Annotated in this window: 10 protein-coding genes; all 10 read left to right on the forward strand. The window is 59.5% G+C overall.

The window, feature by feature from the left end:
- Positions 1-30: 30 nt before the first annotated feature.
- The 10 genes from B0G52_RS14910 (at position 31) to hemC (ending at position 14,421) form a co-directional block, all read left to right on the forward strand.
- Positions 31-3,303 carry a DEAD/DEAH box helicase gene (locus tag B0G52_RS14910; protein ID WP_369827066.1) on the forward strand — a complete coding sequence of 1,091 codons (3,273 nt, stop codon included), beginning with the start codon at positions 31-33 and terminating at the stop codon, positions 3,301-3,303.
- 118 nt (positions 3,304-3,421) lie between these two features.
- Positions 3,422-5,194: an ATP-dependent protease LonB gene (lonB, locus tag B0G52_RS14915; protein ID WP_094045626.1), complete on the forward strand. Its 1,773-nt coding sequence runs from the start codon at positions 3,422-3,424 to the stop codon at positions 5,192-5,194.
- 390 nt (positions 5,195-5,584) lie between these two features.
- Positions 5,585-8,032 (forward strand): endopeptidase La, encoded by a 2,448-nt coding sequence (gene lon / locus B0G52_RS14920; protein ID WP_094045628.1) that lies wholly within the window; start codon positions 5,585-5,587, stop codon positions 8,030-8,032.
- 32 nt (positions 8,033-8,064) lie between these two features.
- Positions 8,065-8,709 carry a ribosome biogenesis GTP-binding protein YihA/YsxC gene (yihA, locus tag B0G52_RS14925; protein ID WP_094045630.1) on the forward strand — a complete coding sequence of 215 codons (645 nt, stop codon included), beginning with the start codon at positions 8,065-8,067 and terminating at the stop codon, positions 8,707-8,709.
- A 152-nt stretch (positions 8,710-8,861) separates the two neighbouring features.
- Positions 8,862-9,452 (forward strand): non-ribosomal peptide synthetase module, encoded by a 591-nt coding sequence (locus B0G52_RS14930; RefSeq protein WP_094045632.1) that lies wholly within the window; start codon positions 8,862-8,864, stop codon positions 9,450-9,452.
- Positions 9,453-9,877: 425 nt separating this feature from the next.
- A complete protein-coding gene (gene speD, locus B0G52_RS14935) occupies positions 9,878-10,279 on the forward strand; it encodes an adenosylmethionine decarboxylase (RefSeq protein WP_094045634.1) in 402 nt (133 codons plus the stop codon).
- A gap of 269 nt (positions 10,280-10,548) precedes the next feature.
- Entirely contained in the window at positions 10,549-11,928 is a 1,380-nt protein-coding gene (hemA, locus tag B0G52_RS14940) for a glutamyl-tRNA reductase (RefSeq protein ID WP_094046014.1), read from the forward strand.
- A gap of 30 nt (positions 11,929-11,958) precedes the next feature.
- Positions 11,959-12,780 (forward strand): cytochrome c biogenesis protein CcsA, encoded by an 822-nt coding sequence (gene ccsA, locus B0G52_RS14945; protein ID WP_094045636.1) that lies wholly within the window; start codon positions 11,959-11,961, stop codon positions 12,778-12,780.
- Between the two features lie 40 nt (positions 12,781-12,820).
- Complete coding sequence (locus B0G52_RS14950; protein ID WP_094045638.1) at positions 12,821-13,483, forward strand: precorrin-2 dehydrogenase/sirohydrochlorin ferrochelatase family protein; 663 nt, start codon at positions 12,821-12,823, stop codon at positions 13,481-13,483.
- A complete protein-coding gene (gene hemC, locus B0G52_RS14955) occupies positions 13,483-14,421 on the forward strand; it encodes a hydroxymethylbilane synthase (protein ID WP_094045640.1) in 939 nt (312 codons plus the stop codon). The genes B0G52_RS14950 and hemC overlap by 1 nt, the downstream gene beginning before the upstream one ends.

The following is a 14,421-nucleotide window of genomic DNA, read 5'->3' on the forward strand; positions in this document are numbered from 1 at the left end:
CCGCGGCTTCGGCCGGCCGGTTCAAAGGGCGTGAACGAATTCGTCTTCGATAAGCAATCGATCCGGGAAATGAGCGACGAAGCGACGTATTTGCGCGGCGAAGCTTATTTTCGTTCGGGTCAGGTACTGGCCGTCAGGATGGAGTCGGGCAGCGAGGCCGGCTACAAAGCGACCGTAAAAGGGGCTAACCGCGAGAAATACGAGGTCGAAGTGGAGGCCGGCAGGGACGGGGAGCTAAGGGCGTCCTGCGGATGCGAGGCGTACGCTCCCCTGTCGTACTGCAAGCATATCGTCGCCGTATTGTTGAAGCTGGCGGAAGAGGAGAGATTGCCTGCGGAGGAGGAAGAGATGTCCGGGAAGGACGTCCATCTGACGAAGCAGGTTATCTTTTTGTTCGATCGGGCTCTCAGCCGCCGCACGGAAGCCTCTCTGCAGACGCTGGAAGACGAGGCGTGGGAGAAGCGGACGCTGGAGGCGGAATACGCCTTCAAGCTGGTGAAGAGCTTCGGCGGCCGCACGATGTTCGCCGTCTCGATGAAAGTCGGGCTGTCCCGCATGTACGTCGTGCAGAAAATCAAAGATTTCCTGAAGAACTTCGAGAGCGGCACGCAGATGGCGTTCGCCAAACATTTCTCGTACGACCCTTCCGAGCATGCGTTCAAGGAGCATGACGAAGCGCTGATCGGCTTGCTGACGGAAGCGATGCATGCCGAAGAGACTTACAAGGACTTGCTTCATTCGCTGTCTTCGTATTCTTACCGCGAGGAAAGAATATTGGCCGTTCCTCCCGCCGTCTGGGAGAGAATGCTGCCCTATCTGGGGCGGGCCAGCGTCAGCTTCGAGGACAAGATGGGCGTTCATGCGATGGAACTGGTCGAAGGGGAGCTTCCGATTGCGGCTCGTCTGGACAGAGCCGGAAGCGGCGGCTACCAGCTCGTCTTCGAAGGCTTGAACGACACCGTATTTCTGGACAGCTACGGCGTTGCCGTCTCCGGAGGTCTGCTCTTCCGCGCCGATCCGGATCGGCTTAGGAGATTGGCGGAATTGAAGAACCTGTTCCAATACGAATCGGGCACAAGGCTGCTTATATCGTCCGAGCAGATCGAACCGTTCATCGATCGCGTCGTGCGCGAGCTGAAGGCGATGATTCGGGTGGAAATTTCGCCGCACATTGCCGACCGGATCGTCAGCCCGCCGCTTAACGCCCGCCTGTATTTGGACATGGAGGACGACCGGCTGCTGGCGCGTCTGGAATACGCGTACGACGACATCGTCATTACGCCGCTGCCGCAGAAGGAGACCAAGAACGCGAGGGAAGACGTTCTGCTCATGCGGGATCTCGACCGGGAGAACCGCATCATGGCGCTGATCGAACGCGCGGCCTTCAAGTTCAACGGGAAGGACGTCTATTTGGACCACGAGGACGAGATGTACGATTTTCTGTACGGCATTCTTCCCCAGCTTGGAGACGACGTGGACGTCTACGCGACCGAAGCGGTGCGGACGGTTATGCGGGAAGCCGAATACGAGCCCTGGGCCAAGCTGGACGTCGATGCGGGAACGAATTGGCTCGAATTCTCCTTCGACATGGAAGGGCTGAACGAAGCGGATATTCGCGGGCTGATGCAAAATCTGCTGGAGAAGAAAAAATATTACCGGCTTCCCGACGGGAGATTCCTGTCTCTGGAGCAGGAAAGCTTTCGCGACATTACCCGGCTGTTCGAGGATCTCGACCTTCGCAAGTCGGAGATGAACGGAACGCGGATGCGCATGCCGGCCGTTCGCGGCTTCCAGCTGATGGACCGGTTCGGCGGCGCCTCCCGGGGCGTCCAGGTCGGAAAGTCTCTGCGCCGGCTGTGGGACAATCTTCGTCATCCCGACAACCTCGATTTCGAAATTCCGTCCGGGCTGGAGCCGGTGCTGCGAGACTATCAGAAGTTCGGCTTCCATTGGCTGAAGACGCTGTCCCATTACCGCCTCGGCGGCATACTCGCGGACGACATGGGGCTGGGCAAGACGATCCAGAGCATCGCGTACATCGTCTCCGAGACGGCGGCTCCTCCGGAAGAAGGCTCTGCTGCCGCATCCCCGGTGTTGATCGTCTGTCCGGCCTCGCTCATCTACAACTGGGAGAGGGAGGTCAGACGGTTCGCGCCGGGGCTCAGGACGGTCGTCGCGGCCGGCGACCCCCAGGAACGCGAAGGGCTGATGGATGACGGCCTGCAGGGAGCGGACGTCTGGATTACGTCTTATCCGCTGCTGCGGCGGGATATCGACTGGTACGAGAAGCGGACGTTCCGCGCCTTGTTCCTGGACGAGGCGCAGGCGATCAAAAACCACGCCTCCTTGACTTCCCACGCGGTGAGGCGGCTTCAAGCCGGGCAGCGATTCGCGCTGACGGGGACGCCGATCGAGAATTCGCTCGACGAGCTGTGGTCGATTTTCGAAGCGGTGTTTCCCGGCTTGTTCGGAAGCCGCAAGTCGTTCGCGGATCTTCCGCGGGACAAAATCGCCAGGATCGTGCGTCCTTTCATTCTCCGCAGGCTCAAGAGCGACGTGCTGAAGGAGCTGCCGGACAAAATCGAAAGCGTGCAGCCGTCGGAGCTGTCCGCCGATCAGAAGCGGCTTTACCTCGCTTATCTGGAGCGGCTGCAATCGGACGTCGTCCGGGATTTGTCCGAGGACGGAGGCTTCCAGCGCAACCGGATGAAGATTTTGGCCGGACTGACCCGGCTTCGTCAGCTCTGCTGCCATCCTTCGCTGTTCCTCGAAGGCTACGAGGGAAGCTCGGGCAAGCTGGAGCAACTGCTGGAGCTGATCGAGGAGTGCCGTTCCGGCGGCAAGCGCATGCTCGTCTTCTCGCAATTCACTTCGATGCTGGACATTATCCGGCAGGAGCTGGACGCCCGGGATGTATCCTATTTTTATCTGGACGGTTCCACGCCTTCCGCCAGAAGGGTCGAGATGTGCGACGCGTTTAACGGCGGGGAGAGAGAGCTGTTCCTGATCTCGCTGAAGGCGGGCGGAACGGGATTGAATCTGACCGGAGCGGATACGGTCGTGCTGTTCGACCTGTGGTGGAACCCGGCGGTGGAGCAGCAGGCGGCGGATCGGGCGCACCGCATCGGGCAGAAGAAGGTCGTCCAAGTGTTCAAGCTGGTGGCGCAAGGCACGATCGAGGAGAAAATGCTTCAGCTCCAGCAGCGCAAGAAGGATCTGATCGAAGAGATCGTCCGGCCGGGCGAGACGACGCTGTCCGCGCTGACGGAAGACGATATCCGCGAACTGCTGGAGATCACATGACTATAGGGACCGACATTCGGGCAATACTACCAAGTATAGCCTGGGCGTCGGTTTTTTTGTGTATGGCCGCCTGCCGGCCGGGACGTCCGGAAGCAAGGATCGGGGAGGATGATCGCAGATGAACTTAAGCATGATTCTGATGCTGATTCAAGTTTTCTTTGCCGTTGTAATCGGCATTTATTTTTGGAACTTGCTGCGCAATCAGAAGAGCAACCGCAGCGCGGTAGACCGCGAATCGCGGAAGGAGATGGACAAGCTGAGGAAGCTTCGCTCCATCTCTTTGACGAAGCCGCTGGCGGAGAGAACGAGGCCGGTGTCGATCGCCGACATCGTCGGACAGAAGGAAGGGCTGCGCGCGCTTAAAGCCGCGCTGTGCAGCGGCAATCCGCAGCACGTGCTCGTCTACGGGCCTCCCGGGGTCGGCAAGACGGCGGCGGCTCGCGTCATTCTGGAGGAGGCGAAGAAAAACAAGCTGTCGCCGTTCCGACTGGACGCGAAGTTCACCGAGATCGACGCGACGACGGCCCGCTTCGACGAGCGCGGCATCGCCGATCCGCTCATCGGATCGGTTCACGATCCGATCTATCAGGGCGCCGGAGCGATGGGCGTGGCGGGTATCCCGCAGCCGAAGCCGGGGGCCGTGACGAAAGCCCACGGGGGCATTCTGTTCATCGACGAGATCGGCGAGCTCCATCCGATTCAGCTGAACAAGCTGCTCAAGGTGCTGGAGGACCGCAAAGTGTATTTGGAAAGCGCGTATTATCATGCGGAGGATACGAACATTCCGCTGTACATCCACGACATTTTCCAGAACGGCCTTCCTGCCGACTTCCGGCTCGTCGGCGCGACGACGAGATCGCCGAGCGAGCTTCCTCCGGCGCTGCGCAGCCGGTGCATGGAGGTGTATTTCCGCCCGCTGCTGCCGGACGAGATCGCGGAGATCGCCGAGAACGCCATTCAGAAGATCGGCTTCGCGCCTCTGCCCGATGCGCTCGAAGTCGTCAAGAGATACGCGACGAACGGCCGGGAAGCGGTCAATATCGTGCAACTGGCCGCCGGCCTCGCTTTGTCCGAGAACCGCGAGCAATTGACCGGGGCGGACATCGAGTGGGTCGTCAACAGCAGCCAGCTTCCTCCGCGGCCCGACCGCAAAGTGCCTTCCAAGCCGCAAATCGGCCTAGTCAACGGCCTGGCCGTCTACGGACCGAGCATGGGAGCGCTGCTGGAGATCGAAGTGTCCGCCATTCCCGCGCAGCGGGGCAAGGGGCAGTTCAACATTACCGGCGTCGTGGAAGAAGAAGAGCTGGGCGGCGGCCAGCGGACGCTCCGGCGCAAGAGCATGGCGAAGGGCTCGCTCGACAACGTGCTGACCGTGCTCAGGAGTCACGGGTTTCAACCGGAAAATTACGATCTGCACGTCAACTTCCCCGGTGGAACTCCGGTGGACGGTCCTTCCGCCGGCGTCGCGATGGCGGTGGCGATCGCCTCCGCGATGACCCGGCAGCCGGTCGACAACAAGCTCGCGATGACGGGGGAGATCAGCATTCACGGCGCGGTCAAGCCGGTCGGCGGCGTCGTCGCCAAAGTCGAAGCCGCGTTCCAGTCCGGAGCCGACACGGTGCTCATTCCGAAGGAGAACTGGCAGGCGATCTTCGAGGGACTCGAAGGCGTCAAAGTCATTCCCGTCGATCGGATGGAGGACGTGTTCCGGCACGTGTTCGGCGAGGCGACGGATTGGATGGCGGAGAAGCTGCAGAGCGTCGAGCTGCCTGTGGCCGCCGAGTCTTTCGCTGCCGCTCCGGCGGGTTCGGTGCTGCACGCCGGGAAGCTGCCGCTGCCGTCCGAAGCCCAGCGGCCCGCCGAGGGCGCGAAGCGTACGATTGAACGTTAGGCGTACAGTCGAAGCGGCTGACCCTCTAAGCACAGTTGCTTAAGATGATCGATAAACAAAGTAAGGGGGATGTACCTCCTGGAGACTGCCTCATACGTTCCTGAAATCACCGATTAACGGGTTTACTTATTCAGATTTCAGGAGCGTATAGCATCGGAAGGAGGTACATCCCCCTTGAACCTTTAGTATGGATCATCTTTCCGAGCAACTTAAAGCGCTTATGGAGCAGCCGCTTCGCACTGATTAAGATATAGGGACGCCCCCAGTCGGCTTATACTGACTGACGGGCGTCTCCTTATGTTTAGGGACCGTTTTTTGCGGCGAGCGACTACATTTGATACAATGACGAAAGGTTTTGAAATCGTTCCTGAACAGCGAGGTGCGTCAATTATGGGTTCGAGCAAACAGAAGAGCCGTTCCATACCCCTGCTGCCCTTAAGAGGGCTACTCGTATATCCGAGCATGGTGCTCCATCTGGACGTCGGACGGGAGAAATCCGTCAAGGCGTTGGAGCAATGCATGATCGACGATCATATGATCCTGCTGTGTTCCCAATCGGAAGTCAACATCGAGGAGCCCACGCAAGAGGATATTTACCGGGTCGGAACCATTGCCAAAGTCCGTCAGATGCTGAAGCTGCCCAACGGAACGATCCGCGTGCTGGTAGAAGGCGTTAGCCGGGCGGAGATCGAACAGTACTTGCCGAACGACGAGTTCTACGAGGTGCTGGCCCACGAGCTTCACGAATCCCAGACCAACGACTCGGAGCTGGACGCGCTCATGCGCGCCGTGCTCAGCCAGTTCGAGCACTATATCAACCTGTCCAAGAAAGTGACTCCCGAGACGCTCGCCGCCGTGTCCGACATCGATCAGCCGGGCCGCCTGGCCGACGTCATCACGAGTCACTTGTCGCTCAAGATAAAAGACAAACAGGAAATTCTCGAAACCGTCGAGATTCGTCCCCGTCTGGAGAAGCTGCTTGATTTTCTCGGCAACGAGCGGGAAGTGCTCGAGCTGGAACGCAAAATCAGCCAGCGCGTCAAGAAGCAGATGGAGAAGACGCAGAAGGAGTATTACCTTCGCGAGCAGATGAAGGCGATTCAGAAGGAGCTGGGCGACAAGGAAGGCCGGGCCGGCGAGATCGAGGAGCTGAGAGCCCAGCTCGCCGAGGCGGACCTGCCCGAGAAAGCCGCGGCCAAGGCGGCGAAGGAGATCGACCGTCTGGAGAAAATGCCGGCGTCCTCCGCGGAAGGGGCGGTCATCCGCACTTATGTGGAATGGCTGCTCGCGCTGCCGTGGTCGAAGATGACGGAAGACGACTTGGATATTGCCAAAGCCGAGCAGATTTTGAACGACGAGCATTACGGCCTCGACAAGCCGAAGGAGCGCGTGCTGGAGTACTTGGCCGTGCAGAAGCTGGTCAAGAAGCTGAAGGGACCGATTCTCTGTCTCGTAGGTCCTCCGGGCGTCGGCAAGACGTCGCTCGCCAAGTCGATCGCCAAATCGCTCGGCCGCGAATTCGTTCGCATCTCGCTGGGCGGCGTTCGCGACGAGGCGGAAATCCGCGGCCATCGCCGCACCTATGTCGGCGCGATGCCGGGTCGCATTCTGCAAGGGATGCGCAATGCGGGCTCGGCCAATCCGGTATTCCTGCTGGACGAGATCGACAAGATGGCGATGGACTTTCGCGGCGATCCGGCTTCCGCGCTGCTCGAGGTGCTCGATCCGGAGCAGAACACGACGTTCAGCGACCACTACGTCGAAGTGCCGTTCGATTTGTCGAACGTCATGTTCGTGACGACGGCCAACGTCGTGCACAACATTCCCCGCCCGCTGCTGGATCGGATGGAGCTGCTGCAAGTTCCGGGCTACACCGAGCTGGAGAAGGAGCAGATCGCCGAGCGCCATCTGCTGCCCAAGCAGAAGCGGGACCACGGTCTGGAAGAGGATCAGCTCGTCGTGGAGAAGGAAGCTCTGCTGTCGCTGATTCGGCACTATACCCGCGAGTCGGGCGTGCGCAACATGGAGCAGCAGCTCGCTTCCTTGTGCCGCAAGGCGGCCAAGACGCTCGTCTACGATCCGTCGTCCGCGCCGATCGTCATCGACGGGAAGAAGCTTAAGGAGCTGCTCGGCCCGCCGAAGTTCAGGTTCGGCATGGCGGAGCAGGAGGATCAGATCGGCGCCGTTACCGGGCTCGCATGGACCGAAGTCGGCGGCGATACGCTCGTCATCGAGGTGACGATCATGCCCGGCTCGGGCAAACTGACGTTGACCGGGCAGCTGGGCGACGTCATGAAGGAGTCGGCGCAGGCGGCGTTCAGCTACACCCGCAGCAGGGCCAAGGAGTTCGGCATCGATCCCCAGTTCCACGAGAAGAACGATATTCACATTCATATTCCGGAGGGCGCCATTCCGAAGGACGGCCCTTCCGCCGGCATTACGCTGGCGACCGCGCTCGTCTCGGCGCTGACCGGGCGCAAAGTGTCCCGCGAAGTGGCGATGACCGGAGAGATTACGCTGCGCGGACGCGTGCTGCCGATCGGCGGCCTGAAGGAGAAGTCGCTGGCCGCTCACCGCGCGGGCATTACGAAGGTGCTGATGCCCAAGGACAACGAGCGGGATTTGCGCGATATCCCGGACAGCGTGCGGGAGAGCATGACGTTCGTTCCCGTCTCCCACATCGACGAAGTGCTGCGGGAGGCTCTGACGGAGCCTTGGGCGGTCGTCGGGGAACCGGGGACCGGAGAAGAGCGCGGCGAAGGGATGGAGCCGGCGGCGGGGCTGCAGCCGCCCGTGGACGACAAGCCGGAGGAAACGCCGCCTCTGAGCACGCACTGACAGGACGGACAGGATAGGAGAACTTTATTTCCATGAAAATCAAGACGACCGAATTCGTGATCAGCGCGGTAGGTCCGAGTCAATATCCGGAAGGCGATCTTCCGGAAGTGGCTCTGGCCGGCCGCTCCAACGTGGGCAAGTCCTCGCTGATCAACAAGATGCTGCTGCGGCGCAATCTCGCCCGCACGAGCCAGCAGCCGGGGAAGACGCAGACTCTGAACTATTACCGGATCAACGAAGAGCTGTTCTTCGTTGATTTTCCCGGTTACGGCTATGCCCGCGTGTCCAAGTCGGAGCGCGAAGCCTGGGGCAAAATGATCGAGCGCTATTTGCGCGAGAGGGAACCGCTGAAGCTCGTGCTGCAGCTCGTCGACGTGAGGCACCCGCCTTCGGCTGACGACGTGCGCATGTACGAATGGCTGTCCCATTACGGCATTCCGATGACCGTGGTGGCGACCAAGGCGGATAAAGTATCGCGCTCGCAATGGCCGAAGCATTTGAAGATCATCCGGCAAAGCCTCGGAATGCCCGGGCATGTTCCGCTCGTTCTTTTCTCGTCCGAGACGGGGCAAGGAAGGGATGAATTATGGAGCATGATCGCGCAAGCGGCAGGAATAGCGCCTAATTCCTCCTCTGAACCCGCGAACATAGCGCAGGAAACGGAGAATAACGGGTAATAAATCGTCTGGATCGCGCGAGGAATCGATTTTTAACCGATTTTTCCGTGATTATCGCGTTCGGACGGGAGGAAACGGCTTGCGATTTCGCGTATAATTAAACATAGATAGCGCGTAATCCAATCGCAAGACAAGGGAATTGAGGAGATTTTATGGCTCAACGCGTAGCCACGGAGTATGTCAATGCCAACCTGCAGTTGACGGAAGCCGAAATGCGGCAATTGATTTCGATGTGCGAGCAGCAACAGCTTCGTCTGCAAGTGTTCGTCCTGGACAACGGCAATCACGAAGTCGTGCTGGAGGACGAGAGCGTCGGAGAGTCGATTCGCCTCACGTTCGAACGCGCGGACGGACAGTTCCGCTGCGAGCTGACGTGCCGGGTCGTTCATCCGAAGCTGACCAATGCGCTGCGCAAGCTCGTGTCGACCTTCAAGGGAGATGCGGTCGTTAATCGGATTTATGAAGGTTTTACGATGATTTATCACTATATTCAAGGCAAAGTCGCCCGCATCGCGGAATGCAAGGGAACGACCCTGCGCACCGTGTTCGAGCATCGCGACACGGCCGGGCGTCTGGAATCGCTGTTCCATCTGGCGTCCGTCGAAGAGGAGATCAAGCGTCTGCGCGGCTCGGTCAACGACCTGCTGGATCTGCGCAACCAGACGCAAGACGCCGAGCTGATCCGTGAGATCGATAACAGCCTGACATCCCATAGCCGCATGCTGTTCGCGCTCGAAGCTTGACGGGCGATTGAACCGCGCGGTACGTCGAAGAGAGCCTCCCGGCTCTCTTTTTGCATATGCGGACCAGCGGCGATTGCCCCCGCGAGAGAGGCGAATGCACGTTAACCGGAGCGGCGCATACACTGGAGTTGCAGCCTAACGGAGCCGCGGAAACAGACGGAAAAAAATGACTTGCGAGATCCCCTGCGAAAAGCTTGAAATCCCTTACGGGCCATGGTGAAAGTTGTCCTTCCCCCCTGCGAAAAAAACTATTGCATTTACCCAGATTAGATGTTATTTTTAGATTCGTTGACAACTCAATACATTAGGAACCAGGATTCACTCAAGGAATGCGGTGAGAGCAAATTCCCTCCAAGTGAATGACGTAGGTCCTAGCGGATGAAATCAGTTTCACAATTTTATTCCTAGGAAGGGGGAACCGAAAGATGGAATATTCGACTTTCGGACGGCACGTTGCGGTTGACACATGGGGAGGCAACATCGATTTACTGAACAGCGCGGAACTTCTCCAATCGCACATGGTGGAAGCGGCGGAAGCTTGCGGCGCGACCGTACTCTCGGTTCAAGCGAAGCAGTTCGAGCCTCAAGGCGCAACTGTATTGGTCATGCTCTCGGAGAGCCACATTTCCATTCACACGTATCCTGAGAAAGGCTTTGCCGCGATCGATTGTTATACATGCGGCGAAACCGTGGATCCGCAGCTCGCAATCGATTATCTCGTCAGCGTTCTGAAGCCGGCGAAGACGTACGCCAAGAAGCTGATTCGGGGACTCGGCGAACTTCAGGTCGAGGAGCCGGCCATCCAGCAGGCGGAACTTGTAAAATAAGCCTTCAAGCCATGGGCGGCCCGCTCATGGCTTTTTCTTTTCCGTCGCATACGACGGGGCCGTTTCGACGACAATAGGAAAGGTTGTTCCAAAAGTCCGATTGTGTTCGCGAAGCGGTTCGGGAAGCGAATTTCGACATCGAACCTTGAATTCAGAGGTTTTCATAAAGTTTTCATATTTGACGGGTGAGCATCCCCGCAACTATGCTATAATAATCGTTGATATTACAGGCCAGTCCTTACTTCATGGAAGAAAGCCGGGTGAATGCCATGCATCTGATCGTCGTCGGATTGAACTATCGTACCGCTCCCGTGGAAATCCGCGAGAGGTTCGCGTTGTCCGATCGGGAGATGCCGCTTGCCCTGCAAGCCCTTCGGCAGACGACCAGCATTCTCGAAGGAGTTATCGTGGCGACCTGCAACCGGACGGAAATCTACGCGGTCGTAGACCGATTGCAGCTGTGCGGACATTATATCCGTTCGTTCATGGAGCAATGGTTCAGCATCCCGAGACAGCAATTCAACAGCCATCTGTATATGTACGAGGACGATCGCGCGGTCGAGCATTTGTTCCGCGTCGCAAGCGGACTCGATTCGATGATTATCGGCGAAACCCAGATTCTGGGCCAGGTTCGCGACGCCTTCCTGCTGGCGCAGGAGCAGCGCGCTACCGGGACGCTGTTTAACCGTCTGTTCAAACAGGCGGTCACGCTCGCCAAGCGGGCCCATTCCAGCACTTCGATCGGGGAAAATGCGGTATCCGTCAGCTATGCGGCGGTAGAGCTGGGCAAGCGCATTTTCGGCCGGTTCGACGACAAGAAGGTCATGATCGTCGGGGCGGGCAAGATGAGCGAGCTGACCGCTCAGCATCTGCACGCCAACGGCGCGAAGGAAGTATTCGTCGTGAACCGCACGGTGGAGAAAGCCCGCGAGCTGGCGGGCAAATTCCAAGGAACGGCGATGGAGCTGGAACGTGCGATCGAACGGCTTGCCGATATGGATATCGTCATCAGCAGCACGGGCGCCGACCAGTTCGTCCTCACTCGCAAGAACGTGGAAGCGGCCATGGCCTCGCGCAAGAAGAGGCCGCTGTTCCTGATCGACATCGCGGTGCCCAGAGATATCGAACCGGCCAGCGGAGATCTGCCGAACGTATTCCTGTACGATATCGACGATCTGGAAGGCATCGTGGAGACGAATCTCGCGAAGAGGCGTCAAGAGGCCGAGATCATCGAAGAGATGATCGAGCTGGAGAGCGAGGCGTATCGCCAGTGGTACGCGACGCTTGGAGTCAGCCCTCTGATTCGCGCGCTGCAGGAGAAAGCCGCCGCTATTCACGACAGCACCTTGGACAGCCTGGTCCGCAAGCTCCCGGAGCTGGACGAACGGCAGTTGAAAGTCATTCGCAAGCTTACGAAGAGCATTGTCAATCAGGTCATTCACGATCCGATATTGCGCATTAAAGAGCTGGCCGCGGAGAAACGCAGCGACGAAGCGATGAAGCTGTTCATGCAGCTGTTCGCGCTCGAAGAGGAAGTAGCCCGGCTGAAAGCGGAAGAGAAGGCCGAGGAGAAATCCCGCAAGACGAGCTCCGCGCCCGTACTGGACGTCGACAAGCTGCTGACGCAGCTGGCGGGAGCGCTGCAATAAACGCAAGCGGAGGCTGGAGGCGCTGCCCTCATGATCACGCAGGATTGGTTAACCGATGCCGTACTCTATATTTACGCCCTGAGTCTGCTTTTTTTCGTCTCCGATGCCGCTTCCGGCAACCCGAAGGCGAAAAAGGTAGGAACAGGGCTGCTTGTTTTTGTGTGGATTCTGCAAGGCGCGTTTCTGCTCAGCTTCCTGATCGAGAGATTTTCCGTTCCGCAGCTGACGGCGAAAGATTATTTATTTTTCGTATCGTGGATGCTCGTGTCGGTCTCCTTTATTCTCAATCGTCTGCTGCGGGCGGAGTTGCTGGTGCTGCTCGTGAACGTCGCCGGCTTCGCGGTGCTGGCGCTTAACCTGATCCAGCGGCCTCAGCATACCGCGGCGCTGGAGCCGTGGGAGGTGGCGAGAAGGCTGCTGATCATGCACGTCAGCCTGATCACGCTCTCGTTCGCGCTGCTCACGATCGCCGCGCTGCTCGGAGCGATGTACCTGTTCCTGCACCGAAAGCTGAAGACCAAGAAGTGGACGCACGTCATGAGCAAAATGCCGAGCTTGGAGTCGATAGACAGCTACGCGTTCCGACTTGGGGCGATCGGCGTTCCGCTGCTGCTGCTGTCGCTGTCCACGGGAACGGCCGCGCTCATTATCGACCACGATCCGGGCAAGCTGTTCGACGGCCGGGTGATGCTGTCTTTTATGGCCGGACTGGTGTATATCTTCTATCTGCTGCGGAAAATCAGGTCCAGGGACGACGGGACCAAGCTGGCCATCTGGAACCTGCTCGGTTACGCCTTGCTTGTCGTCGGATTTTTCGTCGGCTCGGCGTCTTCGTTCCATCAAATCGTCTGAGCCGGAACTGGGAAGAGCATAAGAATGGGAGGGGACGCCGATGGCGGGCTGGTATCCTGTGCTGCTCAGGCTCGACGGGCGCAAATGCGTCGTGTTCGGAGGCGGAGCGGTCGCGCAGCGCAAAGCGGGGGGACTGCTGGAGGCGAACGCGGACGTCCATATCGTAAGTCCGAAGGTTACGCCGGCGCTGCTCGCATGGTCAAGCGTCGGCAAGCTTCGCTGGACGGAGAAGGAGGCGGAGGAGCGCGACATGGACGGGGCGATTCTCGTCTTCGCCGCGACGGACCGCCCCGATCTGAATCGCCGGCTGGCCGAAGCGGCGGCCGAGCGGGGAATCCCCGCGAACGTGGCGGACGACGGGGAGAGCGGCGACTTCATCGTGCCGGCCGTGCTGCGCAGAGGCGATCTCGTCCTGACGGCGAGCGCTACGGGAGCCGGGCCTGCGCTGCCGGTTCGCATTATCGGAGAGCTTGCCGAAAGGTACGGGCAGAACTACAATGAGAACGTCGAGGTTTTGAGAACGATTCGCCGCATCGTCAAGGCGCATGTCGCCGATCCGTCGGAACGCCGGGCTCTGCTCGGCGCGGCCGTCACGGACGAAGCGCTCGCCGAGTGGCGGGCGGCTTCCTGGCTGGACGATGCGGACAAGCTTATCGCACGGCTGCGGCAACTCGCGAAACGAACGGAAGGGACAGATACTTAATGCGGAACATCATCGTCGGATCCAGGCAGAGCGCTCTAGCGCTGACGCAGACGAACCAAACGATTCAATTGCTCAAGGAACTGTGCGAAAGGGATAACCTGCCGTTTACGTTCGAAGTCAAACCGATCGTCACGAGGGGCGACCGGATTTTGGACGTTACGCTGTCCAAGGTAGGCGGCAAAGGGCTGTTCGTAAAAGAAATCGAAGAAGCGCTGCTGAACGGGCAGATCGACATGGCGATCCACAGCATGAAGGATATGCCGTTCGAGCTGCCGGAAGGTCTGGTCATCGGCGCGATCCCCCGCCGCGAAGATCCGCGGGACTGCATCGTAAGCAGAGGGGGCAAGCCCCTTGCCGAGCTTCCTCAAGGAGCGCGGATCGGGACGAGCAGCCTCCGCCGTTCGGCTCAGCTGCAGGCGTATCGGCCGGACTTTAAGATCGAATCGATTCGCGGCAATATCGATACCCGGCTTCGCAAGCTGGAGGAGGAGGGCTTCGACGCGATTTTGCTCGCGGCCGCGGGGCTGCACCGGATGGGCTGGAAAGATCGGATTACCGAGTACCTGTCCCCCGAAATCTGTCTTCCCGCCGTCGGCCAAGGAGCGTTGGCGATCGAGTGCCGAGGCGGCGACGGCGAACTGTTGGATTTGCTGGGCCGCTTGAACGATCAAGCGACCGCACGGGCTGTCGAGGCCGAGCGGCGGTTGCTCGGGCTGCTCAACGGAGGCTGCCAGGTGCCGATCGGCGCTTACGCCCGTCTGGAGACGGACAATGCGGACGGCGATCTGACGCTGGAAGGGCTGGTCGCTTCGCCGGACGGAAGACGGCTGCTTCGGGAATCCGCTTCGGGTCCCGATCCGCTTCAGGTCGGTTCGCATGCGGCGGAAGCGCTGCTGAGCCGGGGTGCGGGCAGTTTATTGGCGGAAGCGAGGGAATAG

Source organism: Cohnella sp. SGD-V74, assembly GCF_003001675.1.
GTDB lineage: Bacteria > Bacillota > Bacilli > Paenibacillales > Paenibacillaceae > Cohnella.

What these genes read in the sequence shown, in the direction of transcription:
- lonB (WP_094045626.1), top strand. Translation starts at nt 3,422, where the DNA reads ATGAACTTAAGCATGATTCTGATGCTGATTCAAGTTTTCTTTGCCGTT.
- lon (WP_094045628.1), top strand. Translation starts at nt 5,585, where the DNA reads ATGGGTTCGAGCAAACAGAAGAGCCGTTCCATACCCCTGCTGCCCTTA.
- yihA (WP_094045630.1), top strand. Translation starts at nt 8,065, where the DNA reads ATGAAAATCAAGACGACCGAATTCGTGATCAGCGCGGTAGGTCCGAGT.
- ccsA (WP_094045636.1), top strand. Translation starts at nt 11,959, where the DNA reads ATGATCACGCAGGATTGGTTAACCGATGCCGTACTCTATATTTACGCC.
- hemC (WP_094045640.1), top strand. Translation starts at nt 13,483, where the DNA reads ATGCGGAACATCATCGTCGGATCCAGGCAGAGCGCTCTAGCGCTGACG.
- B0G52_RS14930 (WP_094045632.1), top strand. Translation starts at nt 8,862, where the DNA reads ATGGCTCAACGCGTAGCCACGGAGTATGTCAATGCCAACCTGCAGTTG.
- B0G52_RS14950 (WP_094045638.1), top strand. Translation starts at nt 12,821, where the DNA reads ATGGCGGGCTGGTATCCTGTGCTGCTCAGGCTCGACGGGCGCAAATGC.
- hemA (WP_094046014.1), top strand. Translation starts at nt 10,549, where the DNA reads ATGCATCTGATCGTCGTCGGATTGAACTATCGTACCGCTCCCGTGGAA.
- speD (WP_094045634.1), top strand. Translation starts at nt 9,878, where the DNA reads ATGGAATATTCGACTTTCGGACGGCACGTTGCGGTTGACACATGGGGA.